22 protein-coding genes are annotated in these 24310 nt (G+C 45.8%); 5 read left to right on the forward strand and 17 right to left on the reverse strand.

The window, feature by feature from the left end; genetic code table 11:
• Position 1: 1 nt before the first annotated feature.
• From ICN46_RS04640 to ICN46_RS04675, 8 genes are read right to left on the reverse strand one after another with little or no spacing between them, the layout of a single operon-like run.
• A complete protein-coding gene (locus tag ICN46_RS04640; protein ID WP_216205175.1) occupies positions 2-976 on the reverse strand; it encodes a Bug family tripartite tricarboxylate transporter substrate binding protein in 975 nt (324 codons plus the stop codon).
• A gap of 49 nt (positions 977-1025) precedes the next feature.
• Positions 1026-2171 carry an acyl-CoA dehydrogenase family protein gene (locus ICN46_RS04645; RefSeq protein ID WP_216205179.1) on the reverse strand — a complete coding sequence of 382 codons (1146 nt, stop codon included), beginning with the start codon at positions 2169-2171 and terminating at the stop codon, positions 1026-1028.
• A gap of 36 nt (positions 2172-2207) precedes the next feature.
• Entirely contained in the window at positions 2208-3158 is a 951-nt protein-coding gene (locus ICN46_RS04650) for a D-2-hydroxyacid dehydrogenase family protein (RefSeq protein WP_216205183.1), read from the reverse strand.
• A 2-nt stretch (positions 3159-3160) separates the two neighbouring features.
• The gene (locus ICN46_RS04655) at positions 3161-5221 is read right to left on the reverse strand and encodes a 3-hydroxyacyl-CoA dehydrogenase NAD-binding domain-containing protein (RefSeq protein ID WP_216205184.1); all 2061 of its coding nucleotides are present in this window, start codon (positions 5219-5221) and stop codon (positions 3161-3163) included.
• Positions 5222-5232: 11 nt separating this feature from the next.
• Entirely contained in the window at positions 5233-6051 is an 819-nt protein-coding gene (locus ICN46_RS04660) for an alpha/beta fold hydrolase (RefSeq protein WP_216205188.1), read from the reverse strand.
• Positions 6052-6057: 6 nt separating this feature from the next.
• A complete protein-coding gene (locus ICN46_RS04665) occupies positions 6058-8154 on the reverse strand; it encodes an acetate--CoA ligase family protein (protein WP_216205191.1) in 2097 nt (698 codons plus the stop codon).
• Between the two features lie 9 nt (positions 8155-8163).
• The gene (locus ICN46_RS04670; protein WP_216205194.1) at positions 8164-8961 is read right to left on the reverse strand and encodes an enoyl-CoA hydratase/isomerase family protein; all 798 of its coding nucleotides are present in this window, start codon (positions 8959-8961) and stop codon (positions 8164-8166) included.
• A gap of 22 nt (positions 8962-8983) precedes the next feature.
• A complete protein-coding gene (locus ICN46_RS04675; RefSeq protein WP_255538753.1) occupies positions 8984-9937 on the reverse strand; it encodes a tripartite tricarboxylate transporter substrate binding protein in 954 nt (317 codons plus the stop codon).
• Between the two features lie 112 nt (positions 9938-10049).
• Between ICN46_RS04675 and ICN46_RS04680 the strand changes: the two genes are divergently transcribed.
• Positions 10050-10829, forward strand: coding sequence for an IclR family transcriptional regulator (locus tag ICN46_RS04680; protein WP_216205198.1), 780 nt, complete (start codon positions 10050-10052; stop codon positions 10827-10829).
• Positions 10830-10832: 3 nt separating this feature from the next.
• A complete protein-coding gene (gene pcaF / locus ICN46_RS04685) occupies positions 10833-12050 on the forward strand; it encodes a 3-oxoadipyl-CoA thiolase (protein WP_216860298.1) in 1218 nt (405 codons plus the stop codon).
• 33 nt (positions 12051-12083) lie between these two features.
• Here pcaF and ICN46_RS04690 read toward each other — a convergent pair whose 3' ends face one another.
• The 8 genes from ICN46_RS04690 to ICN46_RS04720 all read right to left on the reverse strand — a co-directional run bounded on the left by ICN46_RS04690 (position 12084) and on the right by ICN46_RS04720 (position 20285).
• Positions 12084-13055 carry a Bug family tripartite tricarboxylate transporter substrate binding protein gene (locus ICN46_RS04690; protein WP_216205201.1) on the reverse strand — a complete coding sequence of 324 codons (972 nt, stop codon included), beginning with the start codon at positions 13053-13055 and terminating at the stop codon, positions 12084-12086.
• Positions 13055-14254, reverse strand: a complete 1200-nt coding sequence (locus tag ICN46_RS11970) for a CaiB/BaiF CoA transferase family protein (protein WP_370625482.1) — start codon at positions 14252-14254, stop codon at positions 13055-13057. Before ICN46_RS11970 ends, ICN46_RS04690 begins: the two co-directional genes overlap by 1 nt.
• Positions 14255-15199, reverse strand: coding sequence for a hydroxymethylglutaryl-CoA lyase (locus tag ICN46_RS11975; RefSeq protein ID WP_255538746.1), 945 nt, complete (start codon positions 15197-15199; stop codon positions 14255-14257).
• 30 nt (positions 15200-15229) lie between these two features.
• The gene (locus ICN46_RS04700; RefSeq protein WP_216205203.1) at positions 15230-16204 is read right to left on the reverse strand and encodes a Bug family tripartite tricarboxylate transporter substrate binding protein; all 975 of its coding nucleotides are present in this window, start codon (positions 16202-16204) and stop codon (positions 15230-15232) included.
• A gap of 49 nt (positions 16205-16253) precedes the next feature.
• Entirely contained in the window at positions 16254-17228 is a 975-nt protein-coding gene (locus tag ICN46_RS04705) for a zinc-binding dehydrogenase (protein WP_216205206.1), read from the reverse strand.
• A 17-nt stretch (positions 17229-17245) separates the two neighbouring features.
• Complete coding sequence (locus ICN46_RS04710; RefSeq protein ID WP_216205208.1) at positions 17246-18061, reverse strand: enoyl-CoA hydratase; 816 nt, start codon at positions 18059-18061, stop codon at positions 17246-17248.
• On the reverse strand, positions 18061-19251 hold the full coding sequence (locus ICN46_RS04715; RefSeq protein ID WP_216205211.1) for a CaiB/BaiF CoA transferase family protein: 1191 nt from the start codon (positions 19249-19251) through the stop codon (positions 18061-18063). The genes ICN46_RS04710 and ICN46_RS04715 overlap by 1 nt, the downstream gene beginning before the upstream one ends.
• Positions 19252-19331: 80 nt before the next feature.
• Positions 19332-20285 carry a tripartite tricarboxylate transporter substrate binding protein gene (locus ICN46_RS04720; RefSeq protein WP_216205215.1) on the reverse strand — a complete coding sequence of 318 codons (954 nt, stop codon included), beginning with the start codon at positions 20283-20285 and terminating at the stop codon, positions 19332-19334.
• Between the two features lie 86 nt (positions 20286-20371).
• Between ICN46_RS04720 and ICN46_RS04725 the strand changes: the two genes are divergently transcribed.
• Genes ICN46_RS04725 through ICN46_RS04735 form a run of 3 tightly spaced genes read left to right on the forward strand, consistent with a single transcriptional unit; the run spans position 20372 to position 23339 of the window.
• The gene (locus ICN46_RS04725; RefSeq protein ID WP_216205219.1) at positions 20372-21289 is read left to right on the forward strand and encodes an SMP-30/gluconolactonase/LRE family protein; all 918 of its coding nucleotides are present in this window, start codon (positions 20372-20374) and stop codon (positions 21287-21289) included.
• A gap of 1 nt (position 21290) precedes the next feature.
• The gene (locus tag ICN46_RS04730; protein ID WP_216205221.1) at positions 21291-22349 is read left to right on the forward strand and encodes an Ldh family oxidoreductase; all 1059 of its coding nucleotides are present in this window, start codon (positions 21291-21293) and stop codon (positions 22347-22349) included.
• Between the two features lie 21 nt (positions 22350-22370).
• Positions 22371-23339, forward strand: coding sequence for a Bug family tripartite tricarboxylate transporter substrate binding protein (locus tag ICN46_RS04735; protein WP_216205224.1), 969 nt, complete (start codon positions 22371-22373; stop codon positions 23337-23339).
• Here the strand turns inward: ICN46_RS04735 and ICN46_RS04740 are convergent.
• Positions 23326-24300 (reverse strand): fumarylacetoacetate hydrolase family protein, encoded by a 975-nt coding sequence (locus ICN46_RS04740; RefSeq protein WP_216205227.1) that lies wholly within the window; start codon positions 24298-24300, stop codon positions 23326-23328. The genes ICN46_RS04735 and ICN46_RS04740 overlap by 14 nt on opposite strands.
• Positions 24301-24310: the final 10 nt, after the last annotated feature.

Genomic DNA, 24310 nt, shown 5'->3' on the forward strand with positions numbered 1-24310 from the left:
CTTACTCAGGTTTTGCACCAGAGGCCTTTACGATAGGCGCCCACATGGCGTAATCGTTATGCACAAATTTCGTAAATTCCGGCACACTCATTGCAATTGGGTCAGCTCCAAGGCTAAGCAGTTTCTGCCTAATCACCGGCTCTTCCAGAATACTCACAACTGTTTCATTCAGCTTTTTAACAATTGCAGGATTTGTGCCGATGGGCGCAAATAAACCAAACCAGGCGCCGGTTGCAATATCAACACCCAATTCATTTAAAGTTGGCAGATCTGGCATAGCGCTAATTCTTTTTTTAGAAGACACGGCAATCGCATTGAGCTGACCAGCCTTGATTAAAGGCACTACTGATGGCGCAGTCGCAAACATAAATTGCAAGCGACCAGCAATTAAATCTCGCGTTGCTTCTGCACCCTTGTATGGGATATGGCTTGCATTCAGCCCTACCTTTTGCGAAAACAGATAGCTAATTAAATGAGCCGTCGTGCCAATGCCAGTAGAACCATAGTTAAGACTCCCTGAATTTGCCTTCGCATAAGCCACGAACTCCTTCCAGTTTTTAACCCCAATAGTGGTTGGGACCACCAAAATATTTGGTACATCACCCAAAAGGGCCACTGGCTGCAAGGCCTTTTGAGGATTGACTGCCAGATTACCAAAAAGAGTGGGGTTAATGGAAATAGGCCCAATTGAATTGGCCAACAACAAATAACCATCAGGTGCAGCTCGACCGACAACCTCTGTACCCATGTTGCCCGCAGCACCCGGTTTATTTTCAACAATCACGGGAACCTTCCAGCGGATACTCAATTGATTGGCAACTTCTCGCGCCAAAATATCAGTGGTTCCGCCTGCAGTGAATGAAACAATAATCTTAATTGGTCTATCGGGATAATTGGCAGCCGACTGAGAAAAGGCGTTTGGCAAAACACCCAATACACACCCAAGAAGAACTGCAATATTTTGAATAAATTTCATATCGTTATCTTGTCTCTAATCATTATTTTTAAAAATACTACATTAAATGCTAAGCTCTTTGGTTAAATCGTCTATCAAACACCTCTTCGGCAAGCCTATTCTTCAGAATCTCGATAGAACCACCTGCAATCATCCACCCACGGGTGCGACGCACACAATACTCAACCAAAGTTTCCTGGCTATAACCAGTAGCACCCATGATTTGCAGTGCCTCATTTGCCACTTCAAAACCAGTGGTATTGCATATTAATTTAGCAGCAGTTGTTTCATAGGCAGAAGGCAGGCCGATTTCTGCATTAACGGCAGCCCTATAAAGCATTAATTGAGCGGCATCTAACTTCACTGCCATTTCTGCAAATTTCCACTGTATGCCCTGAAATTCACAAATCTGCTTACCAAACTGCTCACGTACCGTAGCATATTCTTTGGCTTTATTAAATGCATAACGCCCCAAAGCCAGAGAGCGTGATGAGTTGCCAATACGCTCCACATTAAAACCGCTAATTTGCTTCTTAAAGCCACCTGGCCCTAGTAACAAACCTTCGTCTGGAATGAAGCAGTCCTCAAAATATAACTGTGACCACTCCTCGCCACTCATAAAACTATTGGGCTGGCCTACAGTCAAACCTGGCGCATCTCGATCGACCAAGACCGAGCCAATGCCATCGAGTCCAGGAGCAAAACGGACATATACCAAAAAAACACCTGCTTCAGGGCTATGAGTTGAAAATACCTTTGAGCCATTGATTAAATAACCACCATCCACTTTTTTGGCAGAGGTCACTAATTCAGTGACAGCTGAGCCGGCACCAGGCTCACTCATACCCAGCCCCAGAATTTTCTTCCCTGCCAACAAAGCAGGGAGATACTTTTCTTTTTGTGCATCGCTTGCGTACTCAACAAAGGTTCTAATTGCGCCAAAGTTTCCCGCCTGGACAATGTCGGCTGACTTAGGGCAATGTAAGGCAACCTCTTGAATAGCAATAACTGCATCCATTAAGGTGCCACCCATGCCGCCATCCTTTTCTGGAAAGGCAATGCCCAAAAGACCCTGGGCGCTCAGTTTTTCAGCAATACCCCAAGGATATTTAGGGCTGTGCGCCCGCTCTAGTGCGCCAGGAGCAAGCTCTTTTTCAGAAAATTTACGCACCGCATCAGCAAAAGCAACTTGCTCGCTTGTTAAATTGAAATCCATTTCAAGACCCTTCGAAATAATTCATCATTACTATTTTCAATCAACACAATTCTGAGGTGTGCCGGCTATGTAAGCGTTAATGTTGTCAAAAGCTATCCCAAAATAAGCTTCATAGTTATCCCTTTCAACAAAACCAATATGGGGAGTACACAGACAGTTGGATAACTTCAACAGAGGATGGTTTGACTCTAAAATCGGTTCAGCCTCATAGGTATCTACTGCTGCATAAGCAGGTCGTCCTTGCTTAAGTCCAAATTCAAGCGCACCATCCTCAATCAGTTCTGCACGACTTACATTAATCAGAATCGATGTGGATTTCATAAGCGCTAAATCAGCAGCCCTAACTATTCCGCGTGTCTGGGGATTGAGTCTGAGCTGCAAGCAAACAATATCGCTAGTTGAGAAAAACGCTTCCTTCGATTCGGCAACAGCAAAACCTTCCTGAATCGCTTTATCCAAAGTGCTCTGCCGCCCCCAAACCAGAGGCTTTGCTCCAAATGCCTTACCGAGATCACAAACCTGCTTTCCAATTCGGCCAAAACCATAGACGCCTAACACCTTGCCAGACAACTGATCACCCAGGTAACCTTGCCATTGACCATTCTTTAGGCGATTTACCTCTTCTACAAACCTACGCAAAGCTGCCAGAATTAACAACATATTCAACTCTGCAGTAGCAGTTCCAGAACCTCTGCCATCCACCACCACAATACCTTTTTGTTTACAGGCCTCAAGGTCGACATGGCTAGCAATCTTGCCGGCTTGAGAAATGATTTTTAGTTTTGGGAGTCGATCCAGCAACTCTTTATTGATTGCCGACCTCTCTCGAATCAAGACGATTGCCTCTGCATCTTGATATCTCTTGGCCAAAGCATCCACTCCAGAAACGGTATCGTTGTAGATATCAACCTGATGGTTTTTGAGCTTGTCAAAACAAGCAAGATGCCGAATACAATCTTGATGATCATCTGAAATAACAATGCGCATACTTATCCCTCTGCGTGATCTTTAAACAATAAAGTCGTATTGGCCTGCACAAATCCTGCCCCACTTACTACCGCCAGTTTTTTTAACTCAGCGTCCAAGGTCTCCTGCCCCATCTCGCCAGCAATAAAAACAGGGCCACCCCGCCAGCGCGGAAATCCATACCCATTCACTAAAGCAATATCACAATCGGAACTTACAGAGGCTACTTTTTCTGACATTACATGCGCGGCCTCATTAATCATTGACATCAGAACTCGATGAACTATTTCTTGTGACGTGAACTCTCGGCGAACAATACCTTTTTCTACGCTATCCCGATCGATCAATTGCGTCACCAAGGGATCGACTGCGCCAAACTTTGTACCTTCTAGATATTGGTAGTACCCAGCACCAGACTTTCTCCCAAAGCGGCCTAGGCGACACAAGGTGTCCGGGATAGTTACATAGCGGTGTTCTGGATTTCTAGTAGCGGACTGACTCTTGCGCATACCCCATGCAATATCTAAGCCCGACATATCCGCAACAGCAAATGGTCCCATAGCAAAACCGTATTCTTCCAAAGCCTTATCAATTTGCTCCGGATAGGCCCCTTCTTCCAACATAAATTCACATTGGCGACGATATGCAGCATAGATACGATTACCAATAAAACCAAAAGTATTGCCGCTAATGACGGGCATCTTTCCTAAGCGCTTTGCAAAACTAAGGCTGGTAGCAATTGCAGCTGGTGATGTAGCTTTGCAACGCACAATTTCAAGTAACTTCATCACTTGGGCAGGGCTAAAGAAATGCAGCCCAAACACACGAGATGGGTTACGGGTTCTAGCTGCAATCGCATCAATGTCTAAATAGGAAGTATTTGAAGCCAAAAGAGCATTCTGATTTGCATGAGCCTCAATCTTCTGAAACACCTCATGCTTTACATCAATATCTTCGAACACGGCTTCAATAATTAAATCCGCCGATGCAATCGCAGCCCAGTCAGAAGAGTGGGAAAAATGTTGCAAAATTTCATTTACCTTTTCTTGGCTCATCTTGCCATTACTGAGGCGAGATGCATAAAATTGCTGAAGCTTTTTAACGCCGCTAGCCAGGGCAGCCTCGCTCTGGTCCAAAAGAAGTACAGAATATCCGGCTGACAAGCAAGCTATTGCAATACCAGAACCCATCGTCCCAGCGCCAATGACCGCTACCTGATTCACTGGCTGCGCTTTAACGTCATTCCCACTCAATGCCTTGAATAACTTACGCTCGGCAAAGAACTGATGCCTTAAAGCTCTGGCTTCAGTAGATACTCTTAAATTTTGAAAGGCCTCACGCTCCAGAGCTAGTCCCTCGTCAATCGGAAGCGCCTGTGCATTGCAAATCATATCGATTGCCGCTTGCACCTGCGGACGATTTTTGCCCGCTTTTAATGCCTTTTGTGTAGCCGCTTGAATACTTTGATCAGTTGAGATCGGCGTTGAAATATCCCGAATTCTTTTCTTGCTGCCCACCATTGATTTTGCAAGCGCAATAGCATTGGCTAATAAATCACTTTTAACTACTTGATCAATAATCCCTAGCTTGAGAGCCTCATCAACCTTAAGTCGTGCTCCAGCACAAATTAATTCGATCGATTTTTCAATGCCGATAAGTCTAGGCAATCGCTGCGTTCCACCGGCGCCCGGAATAATGCCAAGCGTTACTTCTGGCAAACCAATAATAGAACCTACCAACGCAATGCGTGCATCACAAGCTAAGGTTAGCTCAAAACCACCCCCAAGGGCCGCCCCATGCAATGCCGCAACAACTGGCTTTGGGCAATTTTCGATGGCTGCAATTACCTTAGGCAAATGAGGCTCTGCTAATGGTTGGGAGAACTCCTTCATATCGGAGCCAGCAATAAAAGTGCTGCCAGCACCAATAATGATGGCAGCCTTCAACTCAGCATGGCTCTCAAGCTCGGCAATGGCATCCAAAAGACCTTGGCGAACCTCGATTGACCCGGCATTGATCGGAGGATTATCTACAGTGATTACCATCACCTCTGATTCATGGTGAATTTTAATTTTGCTTGTCATATTTTTAATCGTTACTCAAACCACTTAATCAAAGATGCATTTACCTGGTCTGCTTTTTCATATTGGACCCAATGCCCTGCATCCTTTACCAACTCCATCTGTCGATTGGAATGACCATGCACTAATCTTTCCTCTAAATACTCCGGCACACAGGTAACATCATGCTCGCCGCAGATGAGTAAAACCTCTCCACCATAATCCTGCAGGAGCTCCACTAAACCACCCGCTCGAGAAATCGGCCTACTTTTAAAGCGCGCAGCAACGCAAGCGTCTTGATGCAGCCTCATGGCTAAAGCATCAATCCTGTCGTACTCGCTAATCATGTGAAGATATAAATTTTTGCGCATGATAGCGCTTACGCCATCCCAATCCCGTTTGGCATAAAGACTTCTCCAGCTCAGCAAATCGCCGCGTGGACGTCTCGGCCCACCATGTCCAGCAGTTCCTAATAATGCGATTTTATTAATGTCTTTTCTTTGAAGGGCTAAATGAGTCGCCACAAAACTACCGAAAGAAAAGCCAGCAATGTTGAATGACTGCTCGGCCCCCAGTAGCGCATTGATCGTTGTCAATAAGGGATCTAATATCCCCGCCTGGAATTGACTGTCAAATAGAGAGGATTCTCCGTATCCAGGCATATCAGGCACCAATACATAAAAGTGCTTTGATAGAGCCTCAACATTGCTGATCCAGTGCTCCCAGCTACCATGCCCACCGTGCAACAGGATCAAAGGCAAGGCATCACCTCGCGGTGCGCCAAATTCGTGCCAAACGACATATCCATCTTGATATGGAATTGGGCGCATTACCTTGGAAGAGTTTTGATTCATGGTGAGTTAACTTAGAACTGCAATACCATCTGCAGCTTTAATGCCCTTACCTTCAGAAAACACAAATAAAGGATTTATCTCACATTCTATTAGTCGCCCATCTAAAGATGCCACCAACTCTGAAAAACTCACTATTGCTTCGACTAAAGCCTTGACATCGCACTTAGGCCTTCCGCGATAACCGTCTAATAAAGGCCAGGTTTTAAGCTCCTTCAACATCTCTAGGACTTCATCGCCGCTCAATGCCTTTCCTGGAGAAATTAAGCGCATCTGGGTGTCTTTAAAGAGCTCGGCAGTAACACCCCCCATACCTACTAGAATAGCGGTACCAAGTGGGTCACAATGCATCCCCACCATAAATTCCATTCCGCCAGATGCCATTTCTTGCACTAAAAATTCTTGAATAGTAACGCCCGACTTTTCCTTGACTTCCAGGGCCATTACGGCAATTTTGCTAGCAATACCAGAGACTGGAACATTCAAGGCAACGCCACCAACTTCTGTCTTGTGCAAAATTTCATTTGAGAGAATTTTTACAACGACCTTTTCACCTAATTCGCTGGCCGCATCGAAATGCGCCTGTCCAGCAGAAACTACTAATTCCTTAACACCAGCAATACCAAATGCCGCAAAGAGATTTTTTGCCTGATGTTCGTTGAGAGATCCATGCAATGCATCTATATCGAGATTTTTTGACGACCGAGCAACAAGTCCCTCTGCCAAAGTATTCTCTTTTAGCTTGCTGACATGAAACATGCTTGATAAGGCAACGCTACAGCTTTCTGGTTGTGAAAATGCTGGCACGCCAAGCTTTGTCATTAAAGCGCCTGCTATTGGCGCATGAGGACTGACATAGGCGATCACAGGCTTATCGCTCGTTAGCATACAGTCGCGGACCGCACCCGCCATTAAATCCGGCATTGATAAACTAGAAGAGCCCAAAATTAAAATCAAGGCATCGTAAGTGGGGCTATCCAATAAGGCGCCGATTGCGCTTCGCAATAAATCGGGCTGTAAACCAGCTAAAGTGACATCAATTGGATTGCGATCTAAAACAGCTTGATCCCCGGGCTGCAGCGCACGCAAACGTGCAGCAGTTTTTTCATCGGGTACAGGGGTTTCGAAACCCCATTCACCCAAACTATCTGCGACCAATGTTCCCGCACCGCCGGTTGAAGTCAAAATCGCAACTCGCTTACCTTTGAGAACTCTTCCGGAAGCTAATGCTGCAGGAATATCCAGATACTCAGCAAATGTATTGGCGCGAATAATACCAACCTGCTTAAATAAGGCATCGTACATTTTGTCTGAACCAGCTAAGGCGCCGGTATGAGAAATGGCAGCCTTAACACCCGCTTCAGACTTGCCAACCTTATAGACAACAATTGGCTTACCGGCTTGTCTTGCTCTTAGGGCTGATGCACGAAATTTCTCGGGATGACGAATGCTTTCGATATAAAGCACAATCACCTTAGTGCTCGAATCATTGACCAAGTAATCCACAAAATCGGCCAGCCCAAGATCAGCCTCATTGCTGGTTGAAACCAATTTTGACAATCCGAGGCCGCAAGCGGTTGCTCGTGATAAGAGCGAACCCAAAATGCCGCCACTTTGCGAGATAACACTTACTGAACCCTTAGGGAACTCATCCATTTCTAAAGCACTACTCGGCGACAAAGGAATGTCATCGGTAATATTGACCATACCAATAGTGTTGGGCCCAAGAATACGCATACTTCCAGCGGCAGCAATGAGCTCTTCTTGCTTCTTCAATCCTTCAGGACCATGCTCGGCAAAACCGCTAGTAAGGACAATAGCTGCCGGCGTTCCTAATGCTGCCAATTCTTTTACCGCACTTAAGGCCTTATCGGTTCCGACCATAATGATGGCTACATCTGGGGTTTCTGGCAGAGCTCCAATATCTGGATAGCATTTCAATCCAGAGATCTCTTCAACCCGAGGGTTTACTGGATAAATCTTTCCTTTAAAATGATGCTTCTGCAAATAAGCAATCGGCCTACCTGCAGTTTTCTTGGGATCAGTTGAGGCACCAATAATCGCGATACTGCGTGGTTCCATTAGCTTCTGAATTGCATTACTCATTGATCTACCTTATTTATTCTTCGCAGCCGCAGCTTTTTCAAGAAAAGCGAGTACGGATTCGCGGTGTTCAGTACTGGAATAGCAAATGCCTTGAGCCTGACTACCCTGTGCAAATACCTGATCAGCACTGGTTTCAAAGGTTTGATTGAGAATAGTTTTACCTAAGGCTAACGCAGTAGCGGAGCCCTTACTAAGCTCTGCAGCCCAAGCCTGAGCATCGTCAACCAAAGAATGGGCAGTGGCAATTCGGTCAACAATCCCAATTTGAGCGGCCTCCTCAAGTTCTACTTTTCTACCAGAGAAAATTAGCTCTTTTGCTTTTGCTAGACCCACACGTCTTGGCAAAAAGTACATTCCACCGCCATCAGGAATAATAGCTCTATTAATATATGACCATGTGAAATTAGCACCCTCTGATGCAATAATAAAGTCGCATGCAAGCGCTGTATCAGCACCCAATCCTGATGCAGGTCCATTGACTGCTGCGATCGTAGGTTTAGGCATCATGTACAAAAGAGACTGAGCATGATGTACACGTTGCTGACGATGCCAGCCATTAAATGCAATTTCACCAGTCGGAGAATTCATGCGCTTTTCCATCCCAGCAATATCTCCACCAGCACAAAATCCTTTGCCATTACCAGTCAAAACCAATGCGCGAATCGCTTTATCAGCAGTGACCGCTTCAAGCGCATCAATAAATTCAGAGCGCATGTCATCACTCATTGCATTTCTTTTTTCTGGACGATTTAGGCGCAAAATTGCGATCCCATTTGCTACGTCCAACTGAATTAATTTATAAGTCATATTTTCTTCCTTCATTGCAAATTTAGTCAGCAGTAATATTGGCGTTCTTGATCACAGTTCGCCAACGTGCCTCTTCGGACTTGACAAACTTTCCAAAATCGTCAGGAGAGCCAGTCTTAATAACAAGACCTTCACTTTCGACCCGATTTTTAAACACAGATGATTGCGCGCCTTTTTTTATGACGGCATTCAATTTATTAACGACCGAAATTGGCGTGCCCGCTGGGGCAAAGTAACCATACCAACTACCAGCCGAATATCCCGGTACCCCTGACTCAGAGACTGTTGGGACTTTAGCCAACAAGGGCGTGCTGGAACGCACTAGAGTTGTGACTGCTAAGGCGCGCAACTTTCCACCCTCTATCAGACTACCTACCGCCGAGGCTGTGGCAAACATCACATCTACCTGACCGCCCATAACATCTGTCAAGGCGGGACCGGCACCCTTGTATGGCACATGTACTAGGTTTGTACCAGCCATCGAATTGAATAATTCTCCCGCCAGGTGAGCTGAGGTTCCGCCACCTTGCGAGGCATAGGAGAGTTTCCCTGGATTTGCTTTAGCTGCCGCTAGAAAGTCTTGAAATGTTTTATAGGGGCTATCCGCTGAGACAACAAGCACATTCGGAGAAATTCCAACCAAAATAACCGGAGCAAAGTCTTTATCCTGAGAGTATGGAAGTTTTACTTTTAGGCTAGGATTGACTGCATGAGCCAAAGTAGCCACCACTAAGGTATAGCCATCTGGAGCACTTTTGGCAAGGGCATCAGTTCCAACAATGGTGCTACCGCCTGGTTTGTTATCAACAATAATGGGTTGATGTAATTCCTCAGTCATCGTGAGACCAAGCGTTCTGGCTACTAAATCAGTTCCCCCGCCTGGAGCAAAAGGCACGATCACTCGAATCGGTCGGTCCGGATAAACTGCATGTGCTAGACCCAAGTCCAAAATAAAGCAAAAAAATAAGGTGCACAGTCTTAAAACTTGGTTAACCTTCAAAATGGATCTCCTGCCTGATATTTACTGGAATTATTTGGAAGCAAGTATGGCTCAACTTGAAGGTATTTTTATGGTCTAATTCCACTAGATGGAATTAGAAAAGACCGGCCCCAAACTCAATCGATCCCTCGTGAGGGGAATTGAAATCTTGCGCTGCTTCAAACCCGGAACAGACTTACTGGGCAATGGTGAAATTGCCGAAAAAACCGGCCTGCCCCCCTCAACTATTAGTCGACTAACGCAAACCTTAGTGTTATCTGGGTTTCTAGAGCATGATCACCAACACTCAGCGTATCGATTAGCCCCAACTGTGTTGAGTTTGGGTCACGCCTACAAAACAGGCTCTCAAGAGATTAAGATTGCAGAACCTTTGATGCGCAAAGCTTCGGAAAAATTCAAGCTCAATGTTGGCCTTGCTGTTGCCGATCGACTAGAAATGGTTTATCTAGAAACGATTCGGTACACGAAGAATATTGCCCTACGTAATGTTGTCGCTGGCCAAAGAGTGCCCATAGAGCGAACCTCTCTAGGCAGGGCATGGATAGCACACCTAAATCCTGATACCCGTAAGCAACTACTATCTCAAATCAAAAAACAAAAAAATAAGAACTGGCTACAGATTGAAAAAGAAATTATTGAATCAATTGAATCAATACACAAAAAAGGTTATTGTGTTGCTTCCTGGTTACCAGAAATCTGCGCTATTTCAACATCGGTTCAATTGATTAACGGCCAATATGCATCACTTAACTTTAGCACCCCAGGTGACAGCAATCTGAATCGGGTTTTAGAAAATTACTCCGACCACTTGCTAGAATTAAGAGATAAGATTCAAACTGAAATCCAAACACTAACAAGCTCAACTTAAAAAATGACAACTAAAAATATCCGTACCGTCTATATCTGCGATGCTATCAGAACCCCAATCGGCCGTTATGCCGGCTCTCTATCGAGCGTTCGGGCCGATGACCTTGGGGCTGTGCCAATTAAAGCCCTTATGGAGCGCAATCCACAAGTCCAATGGGATCAAGTCGATGATGTGATCTATGGATGCGCCAATCAAGCGGGCGAAGACAATCGCAACGTAGCGCGGATGAGCTCATTGCTTGCAGGTCTCCCTCAAGAAGCTCCAGGAGCCACGATTAATCGCCTATGTGGCTCAGGTATGGATGCGATTGGTACTGCTGCAAGATCAATTGCCTCAGGAGAAAATGATCTGATGATCGCTGGCGGCGTAGAGAGCATGAGCCGAGCTCCATTTGTAATGCCCAAAGCAGAGTCAGAATTTTCCAGAAGTAATGTAGTGCACGACACAACCATTGGCTGGCGCTTCATCAATCCTTTAATGAAGCAAGCCTACGGTGTAGATTCCATGCCAGAAACTGCTGAGAATGTTGCTGACGATTTCAAGATCAATCGGGTAGATCAAGATCAGTTTGCTGTGAGAAGTCAAAATAAAGCTGCTGCAGCTCAAGCTAGCGGGCGCTTAGCTAAAGAAATTACACCGGTAGTGATCCCTCAGAAAAAAGGAGATCCTATTATTGTTACTCAAGATGAACACCCACGTGCTACTACTATGGAAGTACTTGGGAAACTTAAGCCGATTGTGCGAGCGGATGGCACAGTAACAGCGGGCAATGCCTCAGGTGTCAATGATGGGGCTTGTGCACTTCTGCTTGCGAGCGAAGAGGCAGCTAAGAAATATAACCTAAAGCCACGAGCGAAGATTATTGGGATGGCAACAGCCGGCGTTGCACCTCGCATTATGGGATTTGGTCCAGCGCCAGCCTCTAAAAAATTACTAAAGCGCTTAGGCCTCTCGATAGATCAAATGGATGTGATTGAATTAAATGAAGCATTCGCGGCACAAGGCTTAGCTACCTTGCGCGATCTGGGTGTTGCCGACGATGATGTGCGCGTGAATCCCAATGGCGGCGCAATAGCACTAGGCCATCCACTAGGCATGAGTGGTGCACGTTTAGTGACAACCGCCTTAGTCGAGTTAGAAGAAAAACAAAAGCGCTATGCACTCTGCACAATGTGTATTGGGGTGGGGCAAGGAATTGCTATTGTGATTGAACGAGTGTAACTAACTCTGAGGTTGAAAATCTGCCGAGGTAAATTAATCGAAATTTATCCCGGCAGCTTTTACCGCAATATCCCACTGCGCCTGTTCAGTGCGAATATATTTCTTCACCTCTTCGGGGTCGCCATACATCGGTGCACTTGCTTCTTCGCGTAGTTTTTCAATCAGCGACGGGCTTCTCATGGATTTCTGAATCGCAGTATTCAGTTGCCTGATCACTTCCTGCGGCGTTCCTGCAGGGGCAACCACCACCTTCCAATCCACCGCCTCAAATCCTTTATAACCCTCTTCACTCACAGTGGGCACCTTAGGAAGAATGGGAATACGTTTAGCAGAAGTAATTGCTAAAGCTCGTAACTTGCCGCCGGCAATCATACCCAATACTGACTGCGGTGTGGCGAACATAAATTCTGTTTGACCGCCGATGAGATCTGTAATTGCAGGTGAAGCCCCCTTATAGGGAATAAAAGAAACTTTATAACCTGCCCTATTGGCCAACATTTCACCTGCGATATGCCCAACTGTTCCAGCACCAGCGGTAGCTTGTTTGTATTCTTCAGGCTTAGCTTTAACACTCTTAACTAAGTCGCCTAAAGTTTTCCAAGGGGATGTCGTTGACACAACCAGAACCATAGGGACTTCTGCGACAAGTGCCACAGGTATAAAGTCCCTGACTGCATCAAAAGGCATCTTGGATATTGCCGCTGGGTTGATTGCTAAATTAGAGGTTTGCCCCATACCAATGGTGTACCCATCTGGCTTTGCCTTGGCAACATAATCCATCCCAATATTACCGCCACCGCCTGGTTTGTTGTCTACTAAAATAGTCCACTTGAGGTCTGTAGAAATTTTTTCCGCAATCATTCTGGCAACTGCGTCAGTGCCACCACCCGGAGTGTAGGGAACAACCAACTTAATAGACCTATCTGGATAGGTTTGCGCATAGGAGAGGCTCTGAACAGTAGCGCCCACCAATAACAATATTGCAAGAATCAGTTTTGTGTTCATTAAAAATGAATCGTTCCATTGGCTAAATATTGAGCGATCTCGTCGTTAGAAAAACCCAATTGGGAAAGTATCTCTTCGGTTTGCTCGCCAATATTAGGCGGGCTATGTCGAATACCCAATCTTTTACCATCCATCATCAAGGGCAGCAAAGGAGTAGTGGTGTCTTGACCGGCTTTGGGCCCATCAGTCAGGCGGATCGGAGCAAGTCCCCCAGTAGCAATTAAATGAGGGTCCTCAAATAACTCTTCGGGTTTTGTGATTGGGGCAAATGGCAAGCCATTTTCCTCAAAGATCCCACTAATTTGTTTTGCACTAAATGGCGCTAGGCGTTTTTTTACCTCGGGGATAAGGGTCGACCTTGCTTCGACACGTTGATTATTTTGCTTCAGATTAGGATCTGCATATAGATCCTGAAAATCAAATGCATCACAAAAAATCTTCCATTGAGTGTCCGATACCACTGCCAAGAAAATCTTTTCACCTTCAGCCACTTCAAAAACATCATAAATTGCCCATGCAGAAATACGACTAGGCATTGGTTTGGCGGCCTTACCAGTGACCGCATATTGCATCATGTGCTGACCAACGAGAAAAACATTATTTTCAAAAAGTGCACTTTGAACCTCCTGCCCAAAGCCAGTTTCATCTCGCTGCCTTAATGCCGCCATCACACCAATCGCACCAAAGACCCCTCCCATGATGTCATTAACAGATGTACCTGCACGCAAAGGGCGATCTTCAGGACCGGTCATGTAAGCCAAGCCGCCCATCATCTGCACTACCTCATCTAATGCAGTGCGATGATCATATGGGCCGGGCAAAAATCCTTTATGAGAAACATAGATAAGCTTTGGATTCGTTTTTTTAAGAGTTTCATAATCCAAACCCAACTTGCGCATGGTTCCTGGTTTGAAGTTTTCACTCACGATATCGGCAGTAGCAACTAATTTTTTAATAATCTCGATGCCTTCGGGGGTCTTCATGTCCACCGAAATACTCTTTTTATTACGATTGAACATGGGGAAAAAGCCAGCGCCTGAACCCAGCAATTTACGCGTCTTATCGCCAGTGATCGGCTCAACCTTAATCACTTCAGCACCAAGATCGGCCAATACCATTCCGCAAGTTGGACCCATCACCATATGGGTAAATTCCACCACTCGAACACCAGCGTAAGGCAAGGACTTCTGCTTATCCACCTAGACCTCCCACTTGCTGGTTAATTCAAATCCTTTGGGTACCCCAGCCTCGGGTACCATGCCATATAGCATTTCATTTGGTATGCCTGCTTGTAGCGGTTTACGTGCCTCAAATAGCAAATCTAAATTGATGCCAGTTTTCACCCCCATGGCTTCAAACATAAATACTAGGTCTTCAGTTACAACATTGCCAGATGCTCCTGGCGCATATGGACATCCACCTAGACCACCCATGGAAGAATCAAAGGAAGTAACCCCTTCCTCATATGCCGCCAGACAGTTAGCCAAGCCAAGACCACGAGTGTTGTGTAAGTGTGCCGCCCCTGCTTTGCTGCCAATAGCAGCCTTGAGACGACGAAACAGTCTTTTAATTTGAGCGGGATTTGCATAACCAGTGGTGTCAGATAAACCCGATTCATCCGCTCCAGCACTCACTACTTGTTCGGCCATCCAAATGACTTCATCTTCTGAGACCAAGCCCTGTATGGTGCATCCAAACGCAGTTGCAATGCCTGCCTCAATTTTGACTGATGGGGCATATTCATTGCGAAATTGCACAATCTTAGCAACTTCCTGAATCATCTCTTCACGGGTTTTTCTAACATTGGCAAGTGAATGTGCAGCGCTCGCTGACACAGGAATGGTGACTTTATGAACGCCTGCCGCAATTGCCGCCTCAGCCCCCTTCAGATTTGGAACTAATGCCATCACCGTCAAACCCGCTAAAGTTTTTGCATGCCTGACCACCTCCGCTGCATCAGCCATTTGAGGCAATAGCTTCGCGGGGACAAATGAAGCAACTTCAATCTCCCGAACTCCCGCTTGATACAGCGCATCAACCCAAGCATTTTTGGCAAATGTAGGCATGATGGACTTAATTGACTGCAGACCATCGCGAGGGCCTACCTCACTAATTAACACATCTACAGCTGCAGTATTTATCATGTTCTATCTTATACAAGTTTCGTGCAATATTTAGTCAACAGTAACTTCGGCAGACTTTACTAGGTTTACCCAAAACTTTTCATCCTCAGCTAAAAATTTAGCAAACTGTGCTGGCGATGAAGAGAGCGAAACATCAGTACCCTCTCGTGCTAGAGCAGCTTTTATGCCAGGCTGACGCATCACTGTTTGGATTGCATCAAAAATTTTCTGCACAATCGCAGGCGGCGTTCCAGCAGGAACAAAAAAACCATACCAAAATTCAATCGCATAATCGGGTAAGCCTGCTTCGCGCATCCCAGGCAAGCTTGGTGCCAGCGGAGAGCGTTCACGAGCTGAAATTGCAAGCCCCCGCAATCGACCCGCTTGAATCATAGGCAATACAGATGGAGGCGTCCCAAAAGTCAATTGCGTATCACCCGCAATAACCGATTGAATAGCCAATGAGCCGCCTCTAAATGGGATGTGCGTCATCTTAACATCCGCTACTTGGCCAAAAAGCGCCGCCGCCAAATGAGGCGCAGATCCATTGCCTGAGGTGCCATAATTTAAACCGCCTGGATCTTGCTTCGCCCTTGCAATCAATTCCTTTACTGAAGTAATGCCTATCCCTGGATAAACTGCAATCACAACCGGTGAACTTGTTAACTTCGTGACCGGTTGAAAATCACTTGGCCGATAACCTAACTTAGGGCTTAGTGCGGGATTCACTGAAATACTGCTTGGGCTGGCAATCAGCAAGGTGTAGCCATCGGGTGGCGATTTTGCAACCTGCTCTGCAGCAATACTAGAGCCAGCTCCTGGTTTATTTTCAATAATGACGGATTGACCGAGAGCTTGCCCTAGAGCGACACTCACATTTCGAGCAACATAGTCAGCTGCACCACCGGGCGCAAAGCCCACAATCAATCTCACCGGCTTACTCGGGTAGGCAGGAGTCTGAGCATTGCCAACCGATGACACAACACTCATTACCAAGGCAACAAATAACAAATTTAGCTGATGCATTAGGGTCTCCTCCTAGCCGATGATTTCAAATTTATTGATTCAATACTGACTAAAAGCCATTTAAAACAATTTTTCCAAGATGCTGATTGGTGTCCATCATTTCCTTGGCCGCAATCAAATCCTGAAAAGGAAATACTCGTTCAATGATTGGTTTAATTTTTCCCTCATTAATTAAAGGCAAAATTTGCTCTTTGAAAGCGGGGACGGCTTCTGAACGCTGTTCGGGCGTGCGCAATTTATTTGAGACTCCAAACAAAGTAAGGCGCTTTGTATGCAATGCCTGAATATCAATATCGGCATTTAGAACATTATCTACATAACCAACCGTAGCCAGGCGCCCCTCAAAAGCCATTACACGAATGCATTCTGCAAACATCGACCCACCCACGGTATTGATTACAAGATTCACACCCTTCCCTTCAGTGGCACTCATAACAGCCTCATAAAAGTCAGGCTTACGTGTACATAAACCTAAATCTAAGCCTTCAGATTGAAGTCGATCTAACTTCGCCTGAGAGCCGGAAGTGCCAATGACTTTTGCGCCAAGAGCCTTAGCCATGGCAAGCGCTGTAACACCTACACCTGAAGTCACCCCGGGTATCAAAACCCATTCTCCTGCGCGCAAATGGCCTTGAATCACCACCATATCAAATACGACCATCGCAGTTAAAGGCAAGGCTGCTGCTTGCTCCCAACTTAGATTATTTGACATGGGCATAGCCTCACGCTGATCCATCAAGGCATATTCAGCAAAGGCACCTGAACAACGCCCCATGACGCGATCGCCAATTTTGAAATTTTTCACACTCTCACCGCAAGCCACCACTTCCCCTGCAGCTTCCATGCCGATGGCCTTGGCAGCTCCGGGTTTATGGAGGCCATGACTCAAAATAAATTCACCACGATTTAGGGCTGCAGCTCGCACGCGTATTTCAATTTGCTGTGCACCTGGGGCAGTGCGCTCAAGCTCACGAATTTCAATTGCAGCTTTATCGCCATCTATCCGCATCCAATACGATTGCATATATTTCCTTTGTTAATTTACTTGCCACGGAAAACGGGCTTACGTTTACCCATAAAGGCGCTTCGACCTTCCGCATAATCTTCACTCTCAAAACAATTACGGATCAATTGATTGCACATTTGATGATCAATCTCAGGTGATGGTTTTAATATCTGAGCAATAATTGCCTTACCAGCGCTCACTGTGATGGGCGCATTGGCGGCCAATGACTGCTGATACTCGCTCAGCAAATCGTTCAATTTTTCTGTAGGGCACACACGAGTGATCAATCCAACATCATGCGCTTCCTGAGCATCAATCCGACGTGCCGTAAAAAATAAATCCTTGGCAACAGCAGGCCCAACTAGATCAACTAAATTTTTTAATGCCGAATATCGATAACCCAACCCCAAACGAGCAGCGGGAATAGAAAATACAGCATCAGCACTAGAGATACGAATATCACAACTCATGGCCACATTAACGCCGCCGCCAATACAATAACCACGAATACACGCTAAGGTTGGTTTGCTAAAGTTATAAATTCCCATTAATGCTTGTTCTGCCATGGACTCATATCTCGTTACAGCCTCTTTGGCAGCGCGCATATCTTCAAATTGAGTAATGTCAGCACCAGAAACAAAGGCCTTCTCTCCTGCGCCAGAAAAAACGACCAAACGAATCTTGTCATCGCTCTCAGCTTGAGCCAGCAAGGGGTTTACTGCTTCCCACATGTCAACCGATAGGGCATTATGACGCGCTGGATTATTAAATTGGATGTGTAAGGTACTACCATCGGGATCCATCCACGCTTTTACACGATCAGTTGTTGATACATATTGAATACTGCTCATTAATAAACTCCCTGTGCTTTCAAACGCGTTAGCGTGTCGGTCTCTAGGCCCAACTCACGCAAAATCTCTTCGCTGTGCTCGCCACGTTTAGGTGCTGCACGAGCAATAGTGCTCGGTGTACGCTCTAACTGTACTGGTTGACCCACCAACCGTTGAGGGCCCTGATGAATAGATACGATATCCTTAACCATTCCTAGATGTTGTATCTGAGGTTCTTCGAATACGCCTTTGACATCATTAATCAAACCACAGGCAACACCACCGGCATTAAACTTCTCAACCCAATAAGCGCGCTCTTGAGTGGCTAAGCGACGATTGATTTCCGCATTAATGGAATCACGATGAATAGAGCGGCCTTGCTTATCTTTATAGCGCTCATCCGTCACCCATTCCGGGGCGCCTAGAATGTCGCAGAATCGCTCCCAAATCTTCGATCCAAATACTGCAATATTCATATACCCATCTTTTGCCTTGTATACACCTGTTGGTATGCTGGTTGGATGGTAGTTTCCAGCCTGAGTCGGCACATCACTATCAATGAGCCAACGCGATGTTTGGAAATCCATCATATACACCATGGATTCCAGCAAAGAAGTATGTAGCCACTGCCCCCTCCCCGAAGCTTCACGCTCTAAGAGGGCCACCAAAATACCTTGGGCCGCAAAAATACCGGCACATAAATCGGCAATGGGAATACCGACTCTCATAGGACCATCACCAGGCTTGCCGGTAACTGACATCAAGCCACTCATGCCTTGTGCAATCTGATCAAAGCCTGGACGCTGTGCTAGTGGACCAGTTTGTCCAAAACCAGAAATACTCGCATAAACCAAACTAGGGTGATCCTTACTTAAAGTCTCGTAATCAATCCCAAGGCGAAATTTGACATCAGGCCGAAAATTTTCAACCACGACATCCGCTGTGGCAATCAACTGCTTTAGTACGGCAATTCCTTCTGGCTCTTTTAAATTCAGAGTGATTGAACGTTTATTGCGATGGGTATATTGATAGTCAGAGCCGTCCTGACCTCCTAAGGTGTCATCTCCACGCATATGCTCTGGCATTTGCACTTGAATGACATCAGCACCCCAATCGGCTAGTTGGCGACAAGCCGTTGGTCCAGCACGAACTTGCGTTAAGTCAATAACGCGAAAACGGGAGAGTGCAGCAGAAGCGGGTAAATGTGGCATAAAAGTGCGCCTTCAATATCAATATATTCGGATGAATTCTGGAAACGCAGGGCCTCTAAAAAACTAGAAGCCCCACTTGATTAATCAATTTTCAGGTTATTGTCTTTTGCAAATTTCTGCCAATACAGGATTTCTTGCTTAAAAGATTTCTCAAACTTATCCGGTGGAGTGGCAATAATATCAAAGCCCTCATCGCCAAACTTCTTACTCAACTCCGGACTTGATAATGACTTCGTAATAGCCAGATAAATACGATCGACAATTGGCCTTGGAGTTTGTGGAGGCGCAAAAATACCAAACCAATTATTGATATCGTAGCCCGGCAACACTTCAGCAACGCTAGGAACATTAGGTAGCGATAGCATTCTTTGGCCACTTGAGACCGCAATTGGAATGACCTTGCCGCTACGAATATGCTGCATTAAACCCGGAGCCGTTCCAAAGGACATGTTAATTTGACCCCCCAGCAAATCAGCTAAAGCTCCTCCACTGCCCTTGTAATGAACCATTGTCATTTCAGTTCCGCTAGATTTTTCGAGTAACTCAGCCGCTAGATGTGAGATCTGACCAGCACCAGCAGTACCGATTGTCACCTTCCCAGGATTTGCTTTTGCATACGCCAATAACTCCTTTAAATTTTTAAAGGGCGCACCAGGATATGCAACAAGCAATTGGGGGGCATTAGCAACCTTAGTAATGGCCACCAAACTCTGCGTATCAAATGGCAGCTTAAAAAATGTTGGGTTGCTCGTAATGGCGCTATTGGTTAATAAAATGGTGTAGCCATCCGGAGCAGCTTTGGCAACTGCCTCTGTGCCAATAATGCTTGAAGCACCAGGTTTGTTGTCGACAATGACAGCAACCCCCAACTCCCCAGATATTTTTTCAGCCAACACTCGGCCCAAGGCATCTGACCCACCTCCAGGCGCAAAAGGAATAATCATCCTGATTGTGCGATTGGGATAATCGGCAGCATTCGCTGCCAATGAAAATTGGCAGAAAACCGCTAGAAAGAAAGTTAAAAATAGTCTCATTTAGTCCTATTACCTTGTTTTAAAAAGAGCTGGCAAGTAAGATCTTTGTTATTCATCTAACTATAAATTAAAAAAGTGGAGACAAAATGTTTAATGCACCCCCTGTTCTAGGCACAGAGGTGTTTGCTCGCATTCCCGATCAGTACCGTAAAGCTGGACAACTCTCAAACGAACGCCTACAGGCCGGAAAAGGCACCCTTAAAACCGATAGCTACATTGAGGGACCCTCATTTGATCGAGAGGGTAACCTCTACATTGTTGATATTGCCTTTGGCTTAATTTATCAAATTAGCCCCCAAGGGGTGGTGAAATTAGTTGCCGAATATGATGGTGAGCCTAATGGCCTCAAAATCCATCAAGATGGGCGGATTTTTATCGCGGATCATAAAAATGGTTTAATGCTTTTAGATCAGCCTCAAGGCGTGGTAAAGCCGTTTATTGAGCGCTATAAAACCGAGTCATTTAAGGGCTTAAATGATTTGGTTTTTTCAAAAAATGGTAATCTCTATTTCACAGATCAAGGGCAAACTGGCCTTCAAGACCCATCCGGTCGAGTCTTCTGTCTCAATAAAGCAGGAGATTTAGCCTGTCTTTTGAATAATGTTCCAAGCCCCAACGGGATCGCCCTAAACCCCCAAGAAAGTGTTTTATATATTGCCGCCACTCGTGCTAATAGCGTCTGGCGTGCAATGCTACTTCCTGATGGCTCTATCACTCGGGTTGGCAACTTTATACAAATGTCTGGCGGCTCGGGCCCTGATGGGCTAGCACTTGATCAGACTGGTAACATCTATGTAGCTCATGCAGGCTTTGGTGCTGTTTGGAAATTCTCGCCACAAGGTGAGCCCCTGCTACGCATCAACTCTTGTACTGGACTCATGACAACCAACATTGCCTTTGGTGGAAAAGATCGCCAAGATCTTTACATTACAGAATCTGAATCAGGCAGCATCCTTGTAGCACGTATGGATACCCCTGGACTCCCTCTCTACTCTCACGAATAATATGACCAATCAACAAAAATACATCAAGTCGGAAGACCTCGTTCGATTCACTCAAGCCGTCTACGAAAGCGAAGGAGTCCCAAAGGAAGATGCGCATTTAGCCGCCGACACTTTAGTTCAATCTGAGCTATGGGGACACTCGTCACATGGCTTATTGAGACTATCTTGGTACTATGCTCGGCTTCGCTCTGGCGCCATGAAGGCGCAGACCAACACCACACTAGCGGTTGATTCCAATGCTATCGCCGTTCTCGATGGTGGCGATGGAGTAGGTCAAGTGATTGCTAAACGCGCAATTGAAGAGTCAATTGAGCGCGCTAAGAAACATAGTGTTGGCATCGTCTCAGTCAGAAACTCAAATCATTTTGGTACCTGCATGTACTTCACCAGAATGGGGGCTAAAAATGGTTGCATTACGATTCTGATGAGTAATGCGGGGCCTAACATGGCGCCTTGGGGCGGTCGCAAAAAGAAAATCGGCACCAATCCCTGGTCAATCGCAGTGCCTGCTGGTAAACATGGGGCAGTCGTGATGGATATGGCTAACTCCGGCGTAGCACGCGGCAAAATCTATTTAGCTCAGAAGCGTCGCCAGCCTATACCAAATGACTGGGCAATCGATAAAGATGGGCGCCCGACAACAGATCCGCAAGCAGCCATTGAAGGTTTTATTCTTCCGATGGCAGGCCACAAAGGGTATGTCATGGGCGTCATGGTCGATATATTGTCTGGCGTTCTTTCTGGTAGCTCATTTTTAGATCAAGTTCACGGCCCTTACGACCCTGTCAATAGAAGTGGTGCCGGTCACTTAGCCATCTCTTTAAATGTAGCAGCCTTTCAACCCCTAGCTGAATTTGAAGAGCGCATGGATGAATACATTCACTCATTGAAAGATGTGCCACTTGCCGAGGGACATAAGCAAGTTTATTTCCCCGGAGAGATGGAAGCACAAGCAGATGCTGAAAATCGGCGCTTAGGTCTTTTGCTGCCAGAGGACACCATACTCAGTCTCAAACAAGTTGCCATCGAATCTGGACAAGAAAAGCTGCTCCCTTTCTAAATCGAATCACCCAAGATATCCATGAAAACCATCCAATATTTATGCTTCATCATCTGCTGTGTATTAAGCCACCTAGGATTTGCTCAGCCGACGGCTCCATGGCCTACACGAACAGTCAAAATTGTTTCTGGGTTAGGTCCTGGGAGCAGCATGGATTTGGTTGCTAGAACAATAGCGCCTACCCTTTCTGAGATTTGGGGCCAACCGGTCATAGTGGAAAATAAAACCGGGGCTGCAGGTAACGTCGCTGCTGGTTATGTAGCTGGGGTTGAAGATGATCACACCATTTTGATTGCGCAAAATGCTATTACGATCAGCGCCTCTTTTTATCCAAAACTTTCTTATAACCTGAAGAAGGATTTAAAGCCTGTCAGTCAAATCACCTCAATGCCTTTAGTGGTTGTGGTGAATAATAATCTCCCCGTTAAAAATCTAAAAGAATTAATAGAGTACGCAAAACAACGCCCTAATGAATTGAACTTTAGTTCGGCAGGCATTGGTAACGCTGATCATATGGCGGGAGAATTACTAAATGCTCAGGCTGGGATCACAATGACCCATGTGCCATTCACTAGCGGCGCATTGGCGCTGAATGCTGTAATGGCCGGTGATGTACAGATGTACTTACCTGGACTACCAGTAAGCGTGCCCAATATTAAAGCGGGTAAAGTGAAAGCGCTTGCCGTAACCACCAGCAAGCGCGCACCCGTATTAAGCGAACTCCCCACCGTCGCGGAAGCTGCAATTCCAGGTTTTTCAGTCCCCCTCTGGTATGGGATCTTTGCAAATCAAACGATGTCAGATGCCTCTATGAAGAAACTGGCAAGTGATTTGAATAAAGCGATTAAAACACCAGATATTCAAAACAAGATTGGCTCAAGTGGCATTGATTTAGTTGGAAGCACCCCAGAAGCATTCAAGGTATTTGTCAATAATGAAATGGATCTGTGGGCGCAAACTATTAAAGCCAGGAATCTCAAACCGGATTAAATCGACTCACCGGGTTAATGAGGGTGCCAATACCCTCAATCTCTGACTCCACAATATCTCCAGGCTGGTTATAGCCTTTAGCGGGTACTAACTTCTCACCATCCTCTGGTGGCATCCAATTGCCGCCCAAAGATTTATCCGAAGACCAGGCGGTCCCCGCCGGAGTTCCCGTAATGATCACCATGCCAGGCCTCAGAGTGAAATTAATTGAGAAGAAGTGAACTAATTCAGCGCAGGTCCAGATCATATCCCCTGTATTTCCTGACTGGCGAAGTTCACCATTAATTCTGGTTCGTAGACTTAAGGTTTGTGGATCCCTAATCTCATCGGTCGTCACAATGCAGGGGCCTAAAGGTGCAGATGAATCAAATGCTTTACCCCTACCAAGCTCATACCAAGTACTACCATCAGGCTTAAAGCGCACTTGACGGTCGCGAGCAGTAACATCATTCACAATTGTGTAACCAAAGACATGGTCTAAGGCGGATTCCACTGGAATATGCCGCCCCGGCTTACCAATCACAATCGCCAATTCTGTTTCAGAATCGAGCTTTTCCGTTAACAAAGGGTCATAGATAATCGCCTCATTAGGTCCCACAACACAATCCCCAGTTTTTACAAAGAATTCTGGCTCCTTGCCAGATAAGGGAGCATTTGCCTTCTCTTTATTGTGAGAATGGTAGTTGCTTCCAGAGCACAAGATAGTGCTTGGAATCATTGGGGCAAGTAAGTTGATTTGATCTAGTGCATGCACTTTCTGCTGATCCAAAAAAGCATGTTTCTGGATTGCCAGCAAATCTATTTTCTTTTCAGCGGATAGCTTGATGAGCCCCGCCATATCTCCGGGATAAACAGCCCCCCTATCAGACAAAGCATGAATTTCAGCCACTTGATTGTTTAATAAAAAACCAAGCTTAGGTAAATCCGGTTGATTGACTGTTGAAAATCGAATTAATTTCATAATGCTTTCG

Origin of the sequence: Polynucleobacter sp. Latsch14-2, from assembly GCF_018881925.1 — a bacterium.
Taxonomy (GTDB): Bacteria; Pseudomonadota; Gammaproteobacteria; order Burkholderiales; family Burkholderiaceae; genus Polynucleobacter.